An 18144-nucleotide genomic window follows, 5' to 3' on the forward strand; every position below is an offset into this window, starting at 1 on the left:
CCGGGGAACCTGCGTCGCGCGCCGCTGTTGTCCGGCGACACGGGAAAATCTCCGAGGGCGCGCCGGCGGGGCGGAAAGTTCGTGCAACCACCCGGGCCGGTGCGGTGTGATGCAGGCACCTCGTCATGCTGCACCACACCTTTTGCGCCGGACGCCGGGTCGCCCGGTTGTCCGCCCTCTTCCTCGCTGTCGCGCTGGCCACGCTCGCGTCGGCCCAGACCAAGCCGCTGGCGCCGCCCGCCGGCGTGCCGGCGAAGGACGAGTTCTCGCGACGGGTGCAGCTGGCGCCGTTCGTCGTGCGCGGGCAGCAGCTGTCGGTGTCGATCCACGCGCGCTCCGGCAGCGACCGGCGCTACGCGGAGGGTTTCGCCGAGGAGGTGCTGAAGGTCGTCTACGAGAGCGGCCTCACCTCGTCGCCCGGCAAGGGGCTCGTCATCATCGGCCAGAAGGGCGAGCCGCACCCGATCCGTTTCTTCCGGCAATTCCTCGCCCTGGCCGACGCGGGCAAGCTCGACCCCGCCGTCGCCGCGCGCGGGCCGGAGCTGTTCAAGATGCTCGACCACTGGGAGCACAGTTCCGACCAGGGACGCTCGGCCGGCGAGAAACAGGGCGGCAAGGTCGACCTCGAGTTCGAGAAGATCGTCACCGCCCTCCCGCTGCCGCTCGAGGGCATCGGCGCGCAGCTCTACCAGCTGGCGTGGTTCGAGAAATTCGACGACGCCCGGGTCGAGGCGAAGCTGCGCGCCCTGCGCGCGGCCGATTTGGAGCGCGATCTCTTCGCGCATTACGACTGGGTCTTCTACCTGCCGCCGAAGCGCGCGTTCGACCACGTGCTGGACGAGATCATCGCCGAGGCGCTGAAGGAGGACGACGTCGGCTTCGTCGGCCGGGTGGCCGTGAAGGGCGCCATGCTCGTGGTGAAGCCGAAGATCCGGCAGGCGATCGAGGGATTGCGCCAGGGCATGCTGCTGCAGGCGGTCGCGCAGGCGCGCACGAAGTTCAGCGACGAGCAGGTGTCCGCCCTGATGAGCGCCTACGTCGAAGAATTGATGCCGGAGGAGCGGAAATCCTCCGCGCCGGAGCACGAGCGCGCGGTGCAGGCCGTGCAGGCGAAGCTGAAGCGCTGGCAGGAGCAGGCCGCGGCCGCCCCGGCGCCGGAGCCGGAGAAATAAGCGCGCCCGGGGAGGTCCCCGGGCGCAGAGGAAACGAGCGCGTCCGCGCGCGCGGCGCGGTGCGGCGGCTCAGGTCGCGGGCGTGATGGTCCCGGCGAAGCCCGTGTCGCTCAATCCGTCGATCACGCCGTTGCCGACGTAGCCCGCCGGAGTGAAAATGCCGCCGGCCGCCCAGCTGACGTTGGCGAACAGGCCGGGATGGCCGGCCGCCGTCGTCGGCAGGCCGATGCAGGCGTGGTCGAGGAACCAGAAGGTGATCCAGTCCGGCTGCGTGGCGTGCGTCTGGAGCAGGAGGTCGAACGCGATCGAGGTCGTGCCGGGCATGACGGCGGCGAGGACCTGCGGCGGCGGTGTCTGGGGCCAGCATTGCATGACGATGCCCTGCGCGATGCTACCGGAGGAGCCGTGGTTGAACCACAGGTTGTTGAGTCCGCCGCCGCCACCGAAGGTGAAGTTGGCCAGGCGGGCGACCGCCTGCGGGCTGCCGTTCGCGCCGAGGATGACCTGGAAGTAGAGCGGCGGCACATTCTTCACGAACGTCGGGTCGACGGTGAGATTGACCTTGTAGCGGGCGATGAACGGCGGCGTGGCGGCGGTGGAGCCGGAGGCGGCGAGGGGCGCGGGAGCGGTGGACATGGGGCGGAGGGGTGGGAGGTTGGTGATGATGAAGCGGTGATGTTCACCGCGCCTCCCCATGCGCGTTTCGCCGCGCAAAGGGGACACGCGCGCGTTTTCGCCCTCGCGCGGCCGGCTGTCGGCCGGAGACGGAAAAACTTTAGGACTTTCTGCGAAAATTTTGTCGCGGTCGGGCCCGGGTTGGTTAGCTCTGACGTCGTCGTGCGTAACCATCGCCCAAGCATCCTCTTGCTCGTGACCGCCCTCGGCGTCGTCGGGCTGGCCGGGTGGGCTTGGAAAGCCGGGCGGACCGCGGCCATCGCGCCCTCGGCCGCCGCGCTCGCCGTGCCGGCGGATCGCATCGTCCGGTTCGAGACGCCCGACGCCTCGTCCGCCGCCGCGGAGCCCGTCGTCGCCGCGCGCGGGGAGTCGCGCGTGGAGGAATTGACGGCGGCGGAGAGCACGCTGTTCGCCACGACGTGCGACCTGCACCTGCTCGCGGCCGACACGGAGATCGATTTGACCACCAAGCAATGGTCCGTGCTCGCCGAGATCGTCGTGCAGGCCCAGGCCGTGCGGCACAATTACGAGGCCAAGATCGCCGTCGCGACGGAGATCGCGCCCGGCCGCTACCGGGTGGAGATTCCCGCCTACGCTGCCGCCGGCGACGAGCTGCGCCGGCAATTCCTGGCCGACTTGAAGGCCGGGCTCGGCGCGGAAGGCGCCGCCGAGGTCATGGAGAAGCTCGGCCGCCAGCTCGAGGGGCGTTTCGCCGGCTTCGGCGTGGGCACGCAGACGCTCGAGATCACGGGCGACCCGGCGCACGCGCCGGCCGACGTGCAAGTGGCGCGCACCGCGCGCTACTGGAACAGCGTCGACGGCGCCGAGCGCGTGACGACGCGCCGCGAAGTGACTTTCCCCGCCAGCGAGGACCCGACCGGCGACAACTGGAACGCCCTGCTGGCGCTGATCAGCACCGCGAGCTGAGCGGATTGCCGCGGGTCATTTCCACCGGAAACGGATGCCGCGCCGCCAGTCGATGCGCCCGGGCGCGCGGCTGATCTTCCAGACGCGATAGCCGATCCAGCCGAGCGTGACCGCTCCGGCGACGAGCACGGACTTCGGGATGTCGCCGAGATTCATCAGCGGCGCGCCGCGTCAGCGTTTTGCCGCCGTGCGGTAGTCCGCGAGGTAGGCTTCCAGATCGGCCTGGGCTTGGCGGCGCTCGTATTCGTAGGCGGTCGGCTCCTGGCTGGCGACCGGAGCGCGGGCAAACCACTCGCGCGAGGCGCGGCCCGCGGCGGCCTCGCGGCTCATGCCGGTCGCCGTGAGTTCGTTCACGCGCTGGTCGATGTAGGTGGCGCGTGCGTTCTGGTCGGAGAAACTGCCGGGCACGTCGCGGAAGCGCGGCTTGGCCCGAGCCGATCGTTGGGAAGCGCAACCGGCCGCCAAAACCATCACCGCGGCCGCGAGGAGGAGTAACACTCGGCGGGCTTGCATGACCACACGCTGCACCGACCGGTCGAGAGCGTCAACGCCGCGTGCGCCGCGCTCCGGGAGAGCGGCGCCGGTAGGGGCGCTTGTCCCAAGCGCCCTGGGCGTGAGTTGCGGGCGGTGCGCACGAAGGGCGGTTGGGGACAACCGCCCCTACCGGGTGGCGTGAGCGAGGTTGGCGGGAGGGCGGACGTTTTTGAGGCGGCGGGTGGGACGGCTGAGCGGTCGGGGGCGAGCGCGGCGGCGGCTCACTTCGCGGGCAACGGGCCGACGCCGGCCGACGTGCGGACCACGGGTTGGATCGTGCCGTCGGGATTGAAGTGCAGGTATTCGGCGCAGATGCGGCGCTGGCGCTTCTGCGGACAGGGCGAGCTCTCGTCGAGCAGCCAGCGGTGATAAAAGAGGATCCAGCGACCCTGGAACTCGACGATCGAGTGGTGATTGTTGCTCTCGTTCTCCTGCTCCATGAACACGCCGCGGTATTTCCAGGGGCCGAGCGGCGACGTCGAGGTGTAGTAACTGAGGGTGCGGAGATTCTCGGGCATCGTGTAGTAATAGAGGCCGTTCCGCTTGAAAACCCACGGGCCTTCCATCTTCGGCTGGTAGCCGCCCATGTCCATTTTCCTGAAACCTTTGATGCTGCGCATGTCGTCGGCCATCTCCGCGACGAGCCAGTCGGGATGCGAGGGGAAGTAGAGGTAGGCCTTGCCGTCGTCGTCGACGAAGAGGCACGGATCGTTCGCGTAGGGCTTCGTCCAGAGCGGCGCGCCGATCATGTCCTTGAACGGTCCGGTCGGCGAATCGCTCTCGGCGATGCCGATGCCCATCCACTTGGTGCTGTTCTTCGGGTTGGCGCGGTCCTTCACGCCCGTGCCGGCGGGGAAGACGAAATAGTATTTCCCGTTCTTGTAGGCGGCGTCGGGTGCCCAGGCATAATTGTCGGCCCACTGGAGATCCTTGACCGAGAAACAGGCGCCGTGGTCGGTCCAATGGACGAGATCGGCGGAGGAGAAGACATGCCAGTCCTTCATCCAGAAGTCCGGCTGACATTCCTCGTCGTGCGAGGCGTAGAGATACATCCGCCCGTCGGCCCAGACGTGTCCGGACGGATCGGCGGTCTTGATGGCGCTGCCGAAGTCGAGGGGGTTGGCGGCGGAAGCCGTCGCGGCCAGCGCCAGCGAGAGAAGGGGAACGGCCAGGGTCAGGCAGGGGCGGCGGCGGGGCATGCGGAGAGGTTTTACGCGGGGATGGGGCGGAGCCGAGCGCTGAATTCAGGCGGCGGAGCGCGTCGGCGGAGCCGAAAGGGTGACGCTGGGACCTCGTAGGCTCGACTTTCGAGCCGCGAGAGAGGCTCGCGCATTTACAAACCTCAGGTTTCGAGCCGCGAAGGTCAGCCTGGAAGATCAAATGCTCAGCATTTCATTTACAAAGCTCAGCCTGGAAGATGAAAACCCGGGCATTTCATTTACAAAGCTGAGTCTACGAGATCAAAACCTCACCCTTTCATTTACAAACCTGAGCCTACGAGATGAAATCCTCAGGTTTTCATTTACAAAGTTGAGTCTGCGAGCAGCCCGCAGGGGCCCCAGCGCGGGCCAAAGCCCGTTATGCGCAGCCAGATACGCCGGCCGGGGCGTTCGCCCGCCGCCGAGCGCCCTTTTGTTCGCCATGCGGGCGTGACGCGAAGGGCGGTTGGGACAACCGCCCCTACCGGGAGGCGTTCGCGCGGGTTTCAGGCGCGGAACGAGGACGTATTGCCTGGCGCAGCGCGTCCGCGATCCGGGGAACGAGGCCGTGAAGGTAGGGGCGCTTGTCCCCAAGCGCCCTTTCGTCCGCCATGCGGCCGTGACGTCGAGGGCGGTTGGGGACAACCGCCCCTACCGGGAGATGCTCGCGCGGGTTTAGTCGCGGAGCTTGCCCTCGCCGCGCCGGATGCCGGATGCTGCGGGGCCCTTGACGCCCACCGAACAACTTTGCCTGGCCTGCGGACTGTGTTGCGACGGCACGCTCTTCGACGGCGTGCAACTCGAGCCCGGGGACGATGCCGCGCACTTGAAGGCGCTCGGCCTGCCGGTGACGACCTATCGCGGGCGGAAGCCGGTCTCGCGTTTCCCGCAGCCCTGCGCCGCCCTGTGCGCGGACCGCACCTGCCGGCTCTACGCCGACCGGCCGAAGCAATGCCGCACGTTCGAGTGCAAGCTGTTCAAGCAGCTCCACGCGGGCGAAACCGATCTCCCCGCGGCCCTGCGCCTCGTCGCCAAGACCCGCCGCGTCGCCGACCAGGCGCGCCGGCTCCTGCGCCGGTTGAAGGACATCGAGGAGCAGCGCTCGCTCGGCGAGCGGTTTCACCGGATGGACGACCGCCTGCGCGCCGACACCTCCGATCCGGCCGCGCTGGCGCTCTTCGCCGACCTGAGCCTCGCCATCCACCGGCTGAAGCTCCTCGCGCACGAGCGCTTCTACACCCGCGCGGAGAAGACGAGCCTGGCGGAGTGAGAGGTCCGGGACGGAGTTGCCCGCTAATCACGCGAATGAACCCGAATTTGCGGAGATTCGCGTCAATTCGCGGGCACTTCCGTCTGCTGAGTATTTGGACTCACGGGTCGCGGCGTGCTGAGCGACAGCCGGGATCGAACCGAAGAGCCGAGAACGGTTAAGTTCGCTTTTCGGCCGCGGGGGCCCGCAATGGCGACCGCATGAAGATCAAATCGGCCACCTTCGAACTCAGCGCCCCCAGCCTCGCCGCGTGTCCGCGGCGGCCGTTGCCGGAGTTCGCCTTCATCGGCCGCTCGAATGTCGGCAAATCGTCGCTGATCAACCTGCTGGCGGAGAAGCGCGACCTCGCGAAGGTCTCCGACCTGCCGGGCAAGACGCGCCTGATGAATTTCTTCACCTTCAACGCGACCTGGCGCCTCGTCGACCTGCCCGGCTACGGCTACGCCCACGTCTCGAAGCAGGAGCGCGCGACGTTCAACGAGGCCGTGGCGGATTTCCTCACCGGCCGCGAAACGCTCCGGCACACCTACGTGCTGATCGATTCGCGCCTCCCCCCGCAGGGCATCGACGTCGACTTCCTCGCGTGGCTCGGCGACGAGCGCGTGCCGTTCTCCCTGGTCTTCACGAAGGCGGACAAGCAGTCGAAATCCGCCACGCACACCGCCATCGACCGTTTCCGCCAGGCCGCGCTGCGCGACCAACCCGCCGAACCCACGATCTTCATCACATCCTCGAAAACGAAGGACGGCCGCGGCGATCTGCTGCAGCACATCGCGTCGCTACTCGACTGACGGGGTCCGCCGGAGCCGGCGATCGGCGTAAGCGTTGTGTCGCCACGGTTCACGCGTCGAATCGGCCCCGGTAGGGGCGGTTGCCCTCAACCGCCCTTGGCCGCGCCCGATCCAGTGGGCCCACGGAAAACACGGAAGACACGGAATGAGCGGGCCACAAGAAGGCGCCCGAAGGCGCAAAAAGTCGGAACGCTGCGCTGGGTGATCTTTCGTGCCGCTTTGTAGCTGAACCTCCGATGGGTAGGCTTCCGTGTATTCCGTGTGTGGCGGACTGTCGCTTCGCTCGAGACCGTGGGCTAAACCAATCCGAGCTTCGCCAGCTGCGCTTCCAGCTCCGCGATCGAACTCCACGGGAGGATGGGGGAGTTTTTCCGCTCGTCCGGCGGATCGCGCTCGAGCGAATCGGACCAGCCGCCGCAGCCGGTGAGCGGCAACAGCGGACGCTTGTGCAGCCACGCGAGACAAACCTCGGATTTCGTCCCCGCGCGCCCGCCGATCACGAGACAGGCGTCGCCCGCGAGCGCCATGAGGAGGTTGCGCGCATCGCCCATGCCGCACGGGATGAGCACGGAGCACGGCCAATCCTTCACGCCGATGTCGTCGTGCGGAACGATGGACACCACCGTCCCGCCCGCCGCCAGCGCCCGCTCCGCCGCGACGCGCGTCGCCGGCGCGCCGCACCCGCTGACGACCGTCACCCCGCGCCGCGCGAGCATTTCGCCGGCTGCGCCGGCCAGTTCGTAGGCACGAGAGCCCGGTTCCGCACTGCCAAGGATACAGACCTGCGGGGCGCGTTTCGATGGGGTCATGCGTCGCAGGCTGGAGCGAGGCGCGGAGGCGACAAGGGAATAGCGTTACGCTGGGCCGAAGGGCGAAACAGACGCGCGAAGGCAGCGCGTCATGCATGATGAACCTTATCGTTTCCGGGAAGCAGCGATGGCGGCCCGAAATTGTTGATCGGTGAGACCGGCGGCAGGATTAGCGTCGAGATCAGCATCGCGCCGCGCCGCCTCGGCGACGCCGTCATCGGCGTCCGCGAGCACCGGCGGCAAAGAGGCCAGCAAGCGCGTGACCAACGCGGCTCGCTCGGCTTCCGACAACTGTCCGGCCTGTAGCCCCAATTTTTGTAGGCGGGTCATGGGTGAAAATCACGTCGGCTGCTTCACAGGGCAGCCATCGCTAGCAAACAATCATGGCGACGCAATGAGTTATACAGAAGCGAAAATGCAGTCGAGTGGTGACGAGTCGAGTCGCTTGTGTTTATTTCGCGATTATGAATCCGCTTGTTAGCAAAATAGCTCTTAGGTTTGGTGCGACGGCTGGAACTCCAGAACTCACATTCGACGCAGGGGCAGTGAACATAATCGTTGGCCCAAACAATTCAGGGAAAAGCCTCTTGCTGCGCGAGATTAACGATTACTTCCGTGAAGGGCTCCCACTTGATAGATGCCAGATTCTGAAACAGATCGAGTTCGCGGAGGGCGCCACGGCCGCAGCAATTGAGGATGTTCAAACCCACATTCAGCTACAAGGAACGGCTGGCGAGCAGCCACCACAAGGGCATGTCTTCGTTGTCAAAAACGGGGAGTCGCAAGCCGTCGTTGAAAATCCGTTACGGAGTTGGTTATCAAGTCGCGGTGCGAGCGATCCGCACAATTTCTTTCGGCTATTTTTGAAATTTAACACCATAAAGTTGGATGGGCCGAACCGAATCGGATTAGTTTCTGAACGGGAAATAGGCGATCTACAGGGTGCCCCGAAGAATCGACTTGTTCAATTGTTCACGAATGACTCCGCCCGCGAGACGATGCGCACGGTCATTCACGATGCCCTCGGTGTCTACCTCGTGCTCGACCCCACCAAGTTGGGCAAACTGCGTATCCGGCTCGCGGATCGTCCTCCATCAAACGTTCTCGAAGAGAAAGGAATTCATCCAGAGGCTGTTGATTTCCACAAACGTGCATTGAGCATCGCGGCTGCGAGCGACGGAGTTAAGGCGTTCTGCGGGATCATGGTGGAACTCTACGCTGGGGATCCCCAGGTTCTATTGATCGACGAGCCGGAGGCTTTTTTGCATCCAGCGCTTGCTTTCATGCTTGGACGTGCGGTTGCCGCGAAAGCAAGAGCATCGGGTAAGCAGCTGTTCGTGTCGACGCACAGTGCAAGTTTTTTATTGGGGTGTATTCAGTCTGGAGCTCCTGTGAATGTGGTGCGATTGACCTATTCCAAGAGGGTGCCGACAAGTCGGCTTCTCCCCAGCAGCAAACTGACCACGTTGATGAGGCATCCATTGCTCCGCTCAACTGGCGTCGTTAACGGACTGTTCTACGAAGGTGTGGCCGTCACAGAAGGCGACCCTGATCGTGCGTTCTATACGGAAATCAATGAGCGCTTACTACAGCACGCTCCCAATGCCGCCGCTCGGAACTGCCTTTTTTTGAATGCGCAAAACAAGCAAACGATTCACCAGATAATCCGGCCACTACGTGAACTTGGAATTCCGGCCGCAGCAATCGTCGACATTGACGTTGTGAAAGAAGGCGGAAGCGTCTGGAGCAACCTATTGTCTGCATGCGGCATCGCATCTGCGCTCGTGCAGCCACTCGGCACGATGCGGGCCACGATAAAGACTGCATTTGAGAACACCGGTAAGAATATGAAAACAGAAGGAGGCATTGAACTGCTATCTGGAGACGATCGCAGGGTTGCCCAAGAATTATTCGACACGCTCCGGGCGCATGGAATTTTCGTTGTTACCGGAGGGGAACTTGAGTCGTGGCTTAAGTCGACCAATGTCGGCTCCGGACACGGCCCAGCTTGGTTAATTCAGGCTTTCGAGGCACTTGGTGAAGATCCATCTGCCCCGAATTACATGAAGCCGACTCAGGGAGACGTATGGCAGTTTATTCAGGAGGTGGCCGAATGGCTCGCGAATCCCGGACGTAAAGGGATGATTCTTACGTAGGACCTGCCGTTCTCGCGCTCGTCTTCACGCATTCGCTATTCGTCGCCATTCCCATGACCACGAAAGACGCCCTCGCCCAACTCCAGGCCCTCGGTGACGAAAAGCTGCGCGCGCAGATGATGAAGCGCGGGGCGCCGGCGCAGCCGTTCGGCGTCAAGCAGGGCGACATCCGGGCGTTGGCGACGAAGATTGTGACTCTCGCCGGAGGAACGGCTTGTCGGGCACGGCTCGCCCGTCCTTGGGCGCGGAGAATTCGATTCACCGATCGCTCGCGGTTTCGGGATTGCGGGCGCCGTGCAGGATGCTGAGGAATTGCACGGTATCCGGCGTCACGCGGTAACGGATGAGATAAGGGAAACGCGGCAGCAGAAAGCGGCGGACGCCGCCGATGCGCGCGGGCCAGCAAAGCGGGGCGGACATGATCGTCTCCACGGCGGCCTCGGCTTCGGCGATGAACTCGGCGCCCAAGTGCGGGCGTTGGGTTTCGTAGAAGCGGGCGGCGGCGATCAGGTCGGTCTCGAATTCCGGGTGGAACCAGCGGTTCATCCCAAGGCGGCCCGGGCGTTCTTGAATACTTCCGTCTGCGTCTTCGGCGTGACCTGGCCGGATTCGAGTTCGTGCGAACGGACGAGCGCGGCGAGATCGTTCAAGGCTTCCTCGGGTGCGCCGACGCTTTTCCAAATCGCCGCCGCGACCCGCAGACGATCACCCTCGGGGAGGCTAAGGGCGGCCTCGGTGACTTGCTGCGGCGTGACGGACATGCGGCGAAGGATTGCCGGAATGGCGATGCTGTCAACGCGGCGGACCAATCGGGGAATGCTTCAACAGAGAGGGTGCGGAGGGCACAGGGGCAAACCCCCGAGCCCGGCGTGCGGAATTTTTGCGCTCTTTGTGCTTTTGGTGGCTTCCTCTGCTGGCAGACTGCGCCGCCATGACGCCCAAAGAAGCCCTCGCCCAACTCCAGGCCCTCGGTGACGAAAAGCTGCGCGCGCAGATGATGAAGCGCGGGGCGCCGGCGGAGCAGTTCGGCGTCAAGCATGGGGACATCCGGGCGCTGGCGAAGAAGATCAAGACGGACCACAAGCTCGGGCTGGCGCTGTGGAAGACGGGCCACGTCGAGGCGCAGCATCTGGCGGTGTTGATCCTGGACCCGAAAAAACTGTCGGCGGAGGAACTCGACGGCTTGGTGCGCACGACGAGCTGGTCGTGGGTGGCGGACTGGCTCTGCAATTACGTCATCGATCAACACCCGGCGAAGGAGTCGCTGCGCGAGGGCTGGATGAACGACAAAAATGTCTGGGCGGCGCGCGCGGGCTGGTATCTGACCGGCGAGCGCGCGGCGGACGACGCGGCGGGGCTCGATTTGCCGGCGTTGCTCGACCGCATCGAGAAGCAGATGGCGAAGGCGGCGCCCGAGGTGCAGTGGACGATGAATTCCTGCCTGGCTAAGATCGGCATCCACCATCCCGCGCTGCGCAAGCGCGCCGTGGCCATCGGCGAAAAGCTCGGCGTGTATCGCGACTATCCCGTTTCCAAGGGCTGCACGTCGCCCTTCGCGCCGATCTGGATCGAGGCGATGGTGAAGCGGCAGAAGTAGGCCGACGCAGGGCCCGCGGTCTCGAGCGAAGCGACAGTCCGCCACACACGGAATACACGGAAGGGTTTTGGCCCACGAAACACACGAATAGACACGAAAGCCGAGGCGCCGCAGATGATTTCTTGCCGGGAGGATTATTTCGGTGTGTTCCGTGTCTTCCGTGGGCAATTTCCGGTCCGGTTAGTTTCGTGTGATTCGTGTCTTGTCCGAGGTCGCTTCGCTCGGAACGTGGGTCCCGGCTGAACGCGGGCCGATGAGGACGTGAGCAGGGCGGCGCGGAGAGGGTGCGGGCGAAGGGCGGTTGAGGACAACCGCCCCTACCGCGCGGTTCGATCGCGAGGAGGGGGAGGAAAACCGTGCCTGCCTCAGTAATCCAGATACGGCGCGAGCCAGCGTTCGGCTTCCGCCTGGGAGATGCCCTTGCGCGCGGCGTAGTCGGCGACCTGATCCGCGCCGAGCTTGCCCACGGCGAAGTATTTCGAGTCGGGATGGTTGAAGTAGAGGCCCGAGACGGAGCTCGGCGGGTTCATCGCGTAGGACTCCGTCAGCGTGACGCCGGTTTTCTCGGTCGAGCCGAGGAGGGCGAAGAGGGCCGGCTTCTCCGTGTGGTCGGGGCAGGCCGGGTAACCGGGCGCGGGGCGGATGCCGCGGTATTTCTCGCGGATGATGTCCTTCAGCGCGTAGCTCTCGAGCTTGCCGTAGCCGGAGAAGTCGCGCGCCTTCTTGTGCATGTATTCCGCCAGCGCCTCGGCCAGGCGGTCGCCGAGGGCCTGGGCCATGATCGCGCCGTAGTCGTCGTGCTTCGCGCGGAATTCCTGGACGAAGGCCTCGACGCCGTGGCCGGCGGTGACGGTGAAGCCGCCGAGGTAGTCGAGGCGGCCGCAGGACTTCGGCGCGATGTAGTCGGCGAGGCTGTGGTTGTGCTGGCCCTCCGGCTTTTCGTTCTGCTGACGGAGGAAGTGGAAGGTCGTGAGCACGCGCGCGCGGGTCTCGTCGGCGTAGACCTCGACGCTGTCGCCCGTGCTGTTGGCCGGCCAGAAGCCGAGGACAGCCTTGGCGGTGTAGCGGCGCTCGGCGAGGATGCGCTGCAGCAGCGCCTGGGCGTCGCGGTAGAGCTTGGAGGCCTCCTCGCCGACCTTCTCGTCGGACAGGATGTCCGGGAAGCGGCCGTGGAGCTCCCAGGTGGAGAAGAATGGGCCCCAGTCGATCATCGCGGCGACGTCGGCGAGATTGATGTGGCTGGCGGCGTGCGGGGAATCGGCGGACGAGAACTCGCGCGTGCCGAGGAAGTCGGGGCGGGGGATGTCGACGATGTCCCAGGACGAGGGCTGGGCGCGGCGGCGGGCCTCGTCGAGCGGCAGGAGCTTGCGCGCGCCGCGGCGGTCGCCGAACTCGATGCGCTGCTTCTCCTGCTTGTCCTGCACCTCGGCGACGAAGGCGGCCTTGTTCTCCGGGCTGAGGAGCTGGGAGACGACGCCGATGACGCGCGAGGCGTCGAGCACGTGCACGACCGGCTCCTCGTAGTGCGGGGCGATCTTGACCGCGGTGTGCGCGGCGGAGGTGGTGGCGCCGCCGATGAGCAGCGGGAGCTTGAAGTCGAGGCGCTGCATCTCCTTCGCGACGTGGACCATCTCGTCGAGCGACGGCGTGATGAGGCCGGAGAGGCCGATGATGTCGGCCTGCTTCTCCTTGGCCACGGCGAGGATCTTCTCGCACGGGACCATGACGCCGAGGTCGATCACCTCGTAATTGTTACAGGCGAGCACGACGCCGACGATGTTCTTGCCGATGTCGTGGACGTCGCCCTTGACCGTCGCCATGACGACGCGGCCGGCGGAGTCGCTCTGGCGAGCGAGCTGAGAGTCTAGAGCTGAGGGCTGAGAGCCGGAGTCTCCACTCCGGGCTCTAGACTCTGAGCTCTGAGCTTCTGCGGCCCGCCGCGCGGCTTCCTTTTCCGCTTCCATGAACGGCTGCAGATACGCGACCGCCTTCTTCATGACGCGGGCGGACTTCACGACCTGCGGGAGGAACATCTTGCCCGCGCCGAAGAGATCGCCGACGACGCGCATGCCATCCATCAGCGGCCCCTCGATGATGAGGAGCGGTTTGCCGTATTTCTGGCGCGCTTCCTCGGTGTCCTGATCGATCCAGGCGTCGATGCCCTTCACGAGGGCGTGCGAGAGGCGCTCCTCGACGGTGCCGCGGCGCCAGGCTTCGAGGATTTCGAGGTTGGCTTTTTGATCCTTGGTCGCGCCGGAGGCTTTCAGTTTTTCACCGAAGTCGACGAGGCGCTCGGTGGCGTCGGGGCGGCGGTTGAGGAGGACGTCCTCGACCAGTTCGAGCAGGTCCTTCGGGACCTCCTCGTAGACCTCGAGCATGGCCGGGTTGACGATCGCCATGTCGAGGCCGGCGCGGATGGCGTGGTAGAGGAACGCCGCGTGCATGGCCTCGCGGACGACGTTGTTGCCGCGGAAGGCGAAGGAGACGTTGGAGAGGCCGCCGCTGACCTTGGCGTGCGGGAGGTTCTGTTTGATCCAGCGCGTGGCCTCGATGAAATCGACGGCGTAGTTCGCGTGTTCCTCGATGCCGGTGCCGACGGTGAGGATGTTCGGGTCGAAGATGATGTCCTCCGGGGCGAAACCGGCGGAGCCGACGAGGAGGCGGTAGGCGCGTTCGCAGATGCGGATCTTGTCGCCCAGCGTGGCGGCCTGGCCCTGCTCGTCGAAGGCCATGACGACGACGGCGGCGCCGTAGCGGCGGACGACGCGCGCCTGTTCGAGGAACTTCGCCTCGCCCTCCTTGAGCGAGATCGAGTTCACGATGCCCTTGCCCTGAAGGCATTTCAGGCCCGCCTCGAGCACCTCCCACTTGGAGGAGTCGATCATGAACGGCACCTTCGCGACCTCGGGCTCGGAGGCGCAGAGCTGGAGGAAGCGCGTCATGGCGGCGGGGCCGTCGATCAGGCCGTCGTCCATGCACACGTCGACGACGTTGGCGCCGTTCTCGACCTGCTGGCGGGCGACGCTGACGGCCTCCTCGTATTTGTTTTCCTTGATCAGCTTCGCGAACTTCGGGGAGCCGGCGACGTTGGTGCGCTCGCCGATCATGGTGAACGTGCCCTCGCGGTGCGTGAAGGGGAGCGAGCCGGAGAGCGCGAGCTTCGGGGCGAGGATGGTGAGCGAGCGCGCGGGCTTCGGGCGCAGCGCCTCGGCGATGGCGGCGATGTGCTCGGGCGTGTTGCCGCAGCAGCCGCCGGCGATGTTGAAGAGCCCGTGCGACGCGAAGTCGCCCATGTAGCGCGCCATGTCGGCGGGCGTGAGGTCGAAGCCCGTCGGCGAAAGCGGATTGGGCAGGCCGGCGTTCGGGTAGCAGGAGATGAAGGCGTCGGACTTCTGCCCGAGCTCCTCGAGGAACGGCCGCATCAGGTCGGGGCCGATGGAGCAGTTGAGGCCCACCGCGAGCGGCTTGGTGTGGCGCACGGCGTTCCAGAACGCCTCGACGGTCTGGGCGGAGATCATCGTCTCGCCGCCGCGGCCGACGGCGGCCGAGATCATCAGGGGAAGCTTCACGCCGTCGGCGGCGAAAACCTCGTCGATGGCGACGAGGGCGGCCTTGGCGTTGAGCGAATCGAAGATCGTCTCGACGAGGAGGAGATCGACACCGCCCTTGATCAGGGCGCGGACCTGGCGCGCGTAGTCGGCCTTGACCTGGTCGAAGGTCACGACGCGGAAGCCGGCGTCGTCGGCGTCGGGCGAGTTGGAGAGCGAGACGGTCAGCGGTCCGATGGCGCCGGCGACGTAGCGGCGGCGGCCGGTGGCGTTGGCGACGCGGTCGGCCCAGCGGCGGCATTGCTGGGCGGACTGGAAGTTGATGTCGTGCGCGAGCTCCTGAAGGAAGGGATTCTTGATGACTTCCTCGTAGAACGCCGGGTCCTTGCGTCCGCCGCGCTCGCGCGGGTCTTCGATGAAGAACTCGCTCTGGCCGATGGCGGTGGCGGAAAAGGTGTTCGTCTCGATGATCTCCGCACCCGCCTCGAGGAAGCGGCGATGGATGTCCTCGATGGTCGGCGCGAGGGTGAGGGAGTAGATGTCGCCGTTGTTCTTGAGATCCTTCGGGGCGTTGCGGAAGCGTTCGCCGCGCACCTGCTGCTCGGTGTGGCCGTAGCCGCGGATGGTCGTGCCCATGGCGCCGTCGATGAGGACGACGCGCTCCGCGAGCGTGCGGCGCAGGGCGAGTTCGGCGGCGGAAAGAGTGCGATCGGGCGGCATGGCGTCAGTTCGTATCGATGCATCAAGATTCGATGATACGAGAAAGGCAACAGCGGCGTGCGCCCGGGGGCCGAATGGCCGAAATTTTATGACAATTCCCCGGTGAAGCCCCGCGAGCCGACCGCGGCGGGCGGGGAGACGGCTCAACAGCCCTTCGCCAAATCGCGGCTTGCGCGGTGACCGGGCGCACGCAGGGGGCTTGGGGCAAGCGCCCCTACCGATCGATCGACGGGCGAAGCGCAGCGCGCGGGGGACGCGAGGATTTTAGTTCACAGCGGATCTCGCGGATGGAAACGGAACGTGCGATCGCGTCCGTCCGGGGGGATCCGCGCCTTTCATCCGGGTTATCCGTGGAAAATAAAACTCACCGGCGTGGCGTGCGTCTCGCTCGCGACTCGGCGCTGCGCATCGCGTCACCGCAATCCGCGCGCAGTGATTGGGCTTGCGGGTGGACGCGCGATCCGCGTTCGTTCGCCGCTCCTGAGTTCTTTCACCGTCACACTTGGCAGACGCAGGGAAGGCCGTGCAAACCGGCCACAGTTGCGCTGCGGTAACGTCCGACAAATCCCCACCGGCGGCAGGCGCCGGCAGAGCCAATCCCGTTTCGACGGGGTGAAGGCGGGGAGGAGGAGCGCGTCGCAAGACGCGCGCAGGGCGGAGTCCGAACATCTGGCTGCCGAGACTCACCTTCCGCCGACGCGTTCGCGCGTCGCGGAAACTTCATCGCATCACGCCCCGCTTCGTCGGGGCCAATGAAGGGTGGGAGTGGAAACGTGTTCCGCGCGCCGACGCAGCAAAGCCGGCGCGCCGACGTGGGTCTGCTCTTGCCGATCGGAAAAGCAGACCATGTCCGTTCCTCCATTCGCGGCGTCGTTCCGACGCTCGCTCCTGATCGCCGCCGGCTTCGCGCCGGGGCTCCTCGCGCTCGCGCAAGACGCGGCGCCGACCAAGATCGACGACTACGTCGTCACCGCCACCCGCACGCCCGCGGCGGCCAACACCCTCGGCAGCGCGGTCGACACGCTCAGCGCGGCCGACCTCGCGCGCCAGCAGCTCACCGGGCTGCGCTCCGCGCTCGCGGCGGTGCCCGGCGCCCCGGCCTTCGCATCCGGCGGGGCCGGCGGTGCGACGTCGCTGTTCCTCCGCGGCACGAACAGCAACCAGACGCTCTTCCTCGTCGACGGCATCCGCTTCAACGACCCGAACACCGACTACGCCGTCGCGCTCGGCGGCGCGTGCGTCACGGCCTGCGACTCGCTCGAGATCGCCCACGGCCCGCAGAGCACGCTCTACGGCGGCGAGGCCGTCGGCGGCGTCGTGTCGCTGCGCGCGCAGCGCGGCGCGGGCGGGTTGAGCGGCCGCGTCTCGGCCGAGGCCGGCTCCTTCGGCACGATCCAGGGCGCGGTCAGCGCGCAGCGCGGCGACGCGACGAACGCGTTCTCCTTCTCCGCACTCGGCGGCCATACCGACAACGACCGCGCGAACAACGATTTCGACTCCGCCACCTACGTGCTGCGGGTCGACCACCGCGTGAGCGGCACCGTCGCCCTCGGCGCGACCTGGCGCGGCTTCCACGGCGTCTACGGCTCGCCCGGCCCGGCCATCGGCTACGGCGCGAACGATCCCGACAACCAGGATCGCGAGAGCAACCAGCTCGTGACCGTGTTCGCGGACTTCACGCCGTCGCCGACGCTGACGAGCCGCGCCGTGCTCGGCGGCCAGGACCGGCGCTTCGTCTCGGAGAACCCGGGGGCGTTCGGCACGTCGGTCACGGTGGTGAAGAACCGCCGCGGCGTGCTCGACTGGCAGGCCACCTACACCGGCGCGGAGAAGCAGCGCGTCACCGGCGGCGTCACCGCCGAGGTGAACCACACCGTCAATACCGGCTTCGGCGCCATCAACCGCCACCAGCAGCTCTTCGCCGTGTTCGTGCAGGACGAGTTCAACCCGGCCGAGAACGTCTACCTCACCGCCGGCCTGCGCAGCGACGACTTCGACACCTTCGGCCGCGCCACCACCGGCCGCGCCACCGCGGCGTGGCTGGTGGCGCAGCAGCGCGTGAAGCTCCGGGCCAGCTACGGCACCGGTTTCCGCGCGCCGTCGTTCCTCGACCTCTACGGCCAAAGCGCATTCTACGTTGGCAATCCGGCCCTCGCGCCCGAAAAGGCGCGCGGGTGGGACGCGGGCGTCGACTATTACCTCGCGCACAACCGCGGCACGCTCAGCGCGACGTGGTTCGACACGCGCCTGACCAACCTGATCGTCTACGACTTCGCCTCGTCGCCGAGCACGGTGCGCAACGTCGAGCGCGCCCGCACCCAGGGCGTCGAGCTGGCGGGCAAGTTTACGCTGCCCGGCGCGGTCGAGGCCCGCATCGCCTACACCTACCTCGAGGCCGACAACCTCTCGCAGCACAACCGGCTCCTCCGCCGTCCGCGCCACAGCGGCTCGGCCGACGTGTGGCACGACTTCGGCGGCGGCTTCAGCGCCGGCGCGGGCGTCGTGTTCGCCGCGCAGCGCGAGGACGTGCACGCCGCGACCTTCGCGCGCATCGACGGCGAGGACTACACTGTCGCGCGCGTCTACGCCGCGTGGCGCGTGAGCGACGCGCTGACGCTGAAGGCGCGCGTGGAGAACCTCCTCGACGAGCACTACGAGGAAGTCCACGGCTACCCGCAGCCCGGCGCCGGCGCCTTCGCCGGGGTCGAGTGGCGGTTCTGAGGCCGGGTGGTCGGGCGACGCGTCC

Annotated in this window: 16 protein-coding genes and 1 riboswitch; of the genes, 7 read left to right on the forward strand and 9 right to left on the reverse strand. The window is 66.5% G+C overall.

Going from position 1 to position 18144, the window contains the following annotated elements; genetic code table 11:
• Positions 1-125 precede the first annotated feature (125 nt).
• Complete coding sequence (locus ACMYLB_RS08735) at positions 126-1172, forward strand: hypothetical protein (RefSeq protein WP_415910541.1); 1047 nt, start codon at positions 126-128, stop codon at positions 1170-1172.
• 69 nt (positions 1173-1241) lie between these two features.
• Here ACMYLB_RS08735 and ACMYLB_RS08740 read toward each other — a convergent pair whose 3' ends face one another.
• Positions 1242-1808: a hypothetical protein gene (locus ACMYLB_RS08740; protein WP_415910542.1), complete on the reverse strand. Its 567-nt coding sequence runs from the start codon at positions 1806-1808 to the stop codon at positions 1242-1244.
• Between the two features lie 234 nt (positions 1809-2042).
• Here ACMYLB_RS08740 and ACMYLB_RS08745 point away from each other — a divergent pair, with 234 nt between their 5' ends.
• The gene (locus ACMYLB_RS08745; RefSeq protein ID WP_415910543.1) at positions 2043-2774 is read left to right on the forward strand and encodes a hypothetical protein; all 732 of its coding nucleotides are present in this window, start codon (positions 2043-2045) and stop codon (positions 2772-2774) included.
• Positions 2775-2789: 15 nt separating this feature from the next.
• Here the strand turns inward: ACMYLB_RS08745 and ACMYLB_RS08750 are convergent, their stop codons facing one another.
• From ACMYLB_RS08750 to ACMYLB_RS08760, 3 genes are all read right to left on the reverse strand, one after another.
• Positions 2790-2930, reverse strand: a complete 141-nt coding sequence (locus ACMYLB_RS08750) for a hypothetical protein (RefSeq protein ID WP_415910544.1) — start codon at positions 2928-2930, stop codon at positions 2790-2792.
• 15 nt (positions 2931-2945) lie between these two features.
• On the reverse strand, positions 2946-3272 hold the full coding sequence (locus ACMYLB_RS08755) for a hypothetical protein (protein ID WP_415910545.1): 327 nt from the start codon (positions 3270-3272) through the stop codon (positions 2946-2948).
• 257 nt (positions 3273-3529) lie between these two features.
• The gene (locus ACMYLB_RS08760; RefSeq protein WP_415910546.1) at positions 3530-4507 is read right to left on the reverse strand and encodes a family 43 glycosylhydrolase; all 978 of its coding nucleotides are present in this window, start codon (positions 4505-4507) and stop codon (positions 3530-3532) included.
• 727 nt (positions 4508-5234) lie between these two features.
• On the opposite strand from ACMYLB_RS08760, the gene ACMYLB_RS08765 reads away from it, so the two are divergent.
• Together ACMYLB_RS08765 and yihA are read left to right on the forward strand one after the other, a co-directional pair.
• Complete coding sequence (locus tag ACMYLB_RS08765) at positions 5235-5777, forward strand: YkgJ family cysteine cluster protein (protein WP_415910547.1); 543 nt, start codon at positions 5235-5237, stop codon at positions 5775-5777.
• Between the two features lie 200 nt (positions 5778-5977).
• Positions 5978-6568, forward strand: a complete 591-nt coding sequence (gene yihA / locus ACMYLB_RS08770; protein ID WP_415910548.1) for a ribosome biogenesis GTP-binding protein YihA/YsxC — start codon at positions 5978-5980, stop codon at positions 6566-6568.
• Between the two features lie 296 nt (positions 6569-6864).
• Here the strand turns inward: yihA and ACMYLB_RS08775 are convergent, their stop codons facing one another.
• Both ACMYLB_RS08775 and ACMYLB_RS08780 read right to left on the reverse strand, forming a co-directional pair.
• Positions 6865-7377: a Rossmann fold nucleotide-binding protein gene (locus ACMYLB_RS08775; protein WP_415910549.1), complete on the reverse strand. Its 513-nt coding sequence runs from the start codon at positions 7375-7377 to the stop codon at positions 6865-6867.
• Between the two features lie 105 nt (positions 7378-7482).
• On the reverse strand, positions 7483-7707 hold the full coding sequence (locus ACMYLB_RS08780; RefSeq protein ID WP_415910550.1) for an addiction module protein: 225 nt from the start codon (positions 7705-7707) through the stop codon (positions 7483-7485).
• 134 nt (positions 7708-7841) lie between these two features.
• On the opposite strand from ACMYLB_RS08780, the gene ACMYLB_RS08785 reads away from it, so the two are divergent.
• Positions 7842-9533 (forward strand): ATP-dependent nuclease, encoded by a 1692-nt coding sequence (locus ACMYLB_RS08785; RefSeq protein ID WP_415910551.1) that lies wholly within the window; start codon positions 7842-7844, stop codon positions 9531-9533.
• Between the two features lie 258 nt (positions 9534-9791).
• Here ACMYLB_RS08785 and ACMYLB_RS08790 read toward each other — a convergent pair whose 3' ends face one another.
• Both ACMYLB_RS08790 and ACMYLB_RS08795 read right to left on the reverse strand, forming a co-directional pair.
• Positions 9792-10079 (reverse strand): type II toxin-antitoxin system RelE/ParE family toxin, encoded by a 288-nt coding sequence (locus tag ACMYLB_RS08790; RefSeq protein ID WP_415910552.1) that lies wholly within the window; start codon positions 10077-10079, stop codon positions 9792-9794.
• Entirely contained in the window at positions 10076-10294 is a 219-nt protein-coding gene (locus ACMYLB_RS08795; RefSeq protein ID WP_415910553.1) for a hypothetical protein, read from the reverse strand. The genes ACMYLB_RS08790 and ACMYLB_RS08795 overlap by 4 nt, the downstream gene beginning before the upstream one ends.
• Positions 10295-10464: 170 nt before the next feature.
• Here ACMYLB_RS08795 and ACMYLB_RS08800 point away from each other — a divergent pair, with 170 nt between their 5' ends.
• Positions 10465-11130 carry a DNA alkylation repair protein gene (locus tag ACMYLB_RS08800; RefSeq protein ID WP_415910554.1) on the forward strand — a complete coding sequence of 222 codons (666 nt, stop codon included), beginning with the start codon at positions 10465-10467 and terminating at the stop codon, positions 11128-11130.
• Between the two features lie 365 nt (positions 11131-11495).
• Here ACMYLB_RS08800 and metH read toward each other — a convergent pair whose 3' ends face one another.
• The gene (gene metH, locus ACMYLB_RS08805) at positions 11496-15398 is read right to left on the reverse strand and encodes a methionine synthase (RefSeq protein ID WP_415910555.1); all 3903 of its coding nucleotides are present in this window, start codon (positions 15396-15398) and stop codon (positions 11496-11498) included.
• A gap of 458 nt (positions 15399-15856) precedes the next feature.
• Positions 15857-16090, forward strand: a riboswitch (cobalamin riboswitch).
• Between the two features lie 154 nt (positions 16091-16244).
• Here metH and ACMYLB_RS08810 point away from each other — a divergent pair.
• Positions 16245-18119, forward strand: coding sequence for a TonB-dependent receptor plug domain-containing protein (locus tag ACMYLB_RS08810; protein ID WP_415910556.1), 1875 nt, complete (start codon positions 16245-16247; stop codon positions 18117-18119).
• Positions 18120-18144 lie beyond the last annotated feature (25 nt).

This window comes from Oleiharenicola sp. Vm1, assembly GCF_047777955.1.
GTDB lineage: Bacteria > Verrucomicrobiota > Verrucomicrobiia > Opitutales > Opitutaceae > Didemnitutus.

What these genes read in the sequence shown, in the direction of transcription:
- ACMYLB_RS08760 (WP_415910546.1), bottom strand. Translation starts at nt 4,507, where the DNA reads ATGCCCCGCCGCCGCCCCTGCCTGACCCTGGCCGTTCCCCTTCTCTCG.
- ACMYLB_RS08800 (WP_415910554.1), top strand. Translation starts at nt 10,465, where the DNA reads ATGACGCCCAAAGAAGCCCTCGCCCAACTCCAGGCCCTCGGTGACGAA.
- metH (WP_415910555.1), bottom strand. Translation starts at nt 15,398, where the DNA reads ATGCCGCCCGATCGCACTCTTTCCGCCGCCGAACTCGCCCTGCGCCGC.
- ACMYLB_RS08785 (WP_415910551.1), top strand. Translation starts at nt 7,842, where the DNA reads ATGAATCCGCTTGTTAGCAAAATAGCTCTTAGGTTTGGTGCGACGGCT.
- ACMYLB_RS08810 (WP_415910556.1), top strand. Translation starts at nt 16,245, where the DNA reads ATGTCCGTTCCTCCATTCGCGGCGTCGTTCCGACGCTCGCTCCTGATC.
- ACMYLB_RS08750 (WP_415910544.1), bottom strand. Translation starts at nt 2,930, where the DNA reads ATGAATCTCGGCGACATCCCGAAGTCCGTGCTCGTCGCCGGAGCGGTC.
- ACMYLB_RS08790 (WP_415910552.1), bottom strand. Translation starts at nt 10,079, where the DNA reads ATGAACCGCTGGTTCCACCCGGAATTCGAGACCGACCTGATCGCCGCC.
- ACMYLB_RS08775 (WP_415910549.1), bottom strand. Translation starts at nt 7,377, where the DNA reads ATGACCCCATCGAAACGCGCCCCGCAGGTCTGTATCCTTGGCAGTGCG.
- ACMYLB_RS08735 (WP_415910541.1), top strand. Translation starts at nt 126, where the DNA reads ATGCTGCACCACACCTTTTGCGCCGGACGCCGGGTCGCCCGGTTGTCC.
- ACMYLB_RS08740 (WP_415910542.1), bottom strand. Translation starts at nt 1,808, where the DNA reads ATGTCCACCGCTCCCGCGCCCCTCGCCGCCTCCGGCTCCACCGCCGCC.
- ACMYLB_RS08795 (WP_415910553.1), bottom strand. Translation starts at nt 10,294, where the DNA reads ATGTCCGTCACGCCGCAGCAAGTCACCGAGGCCGCCCTTAGCCTCCCC.
- ACMYLB_RS08780 (WP_415910550.1), bottom strand. Translation starts at nt 7,707, where the DNA reads ATGACCCGCCTACAAAAATTGGGGCTACAGGCCGGACAGTTGTCGGAA.
- yihA (WP_415910548.1), top strand. Translation starts at nt 5,978, where the DNA reads ATGAAGATCAAATCGGCCACCTTCGAACTCAGCGCCCCCAGCCTCGCC.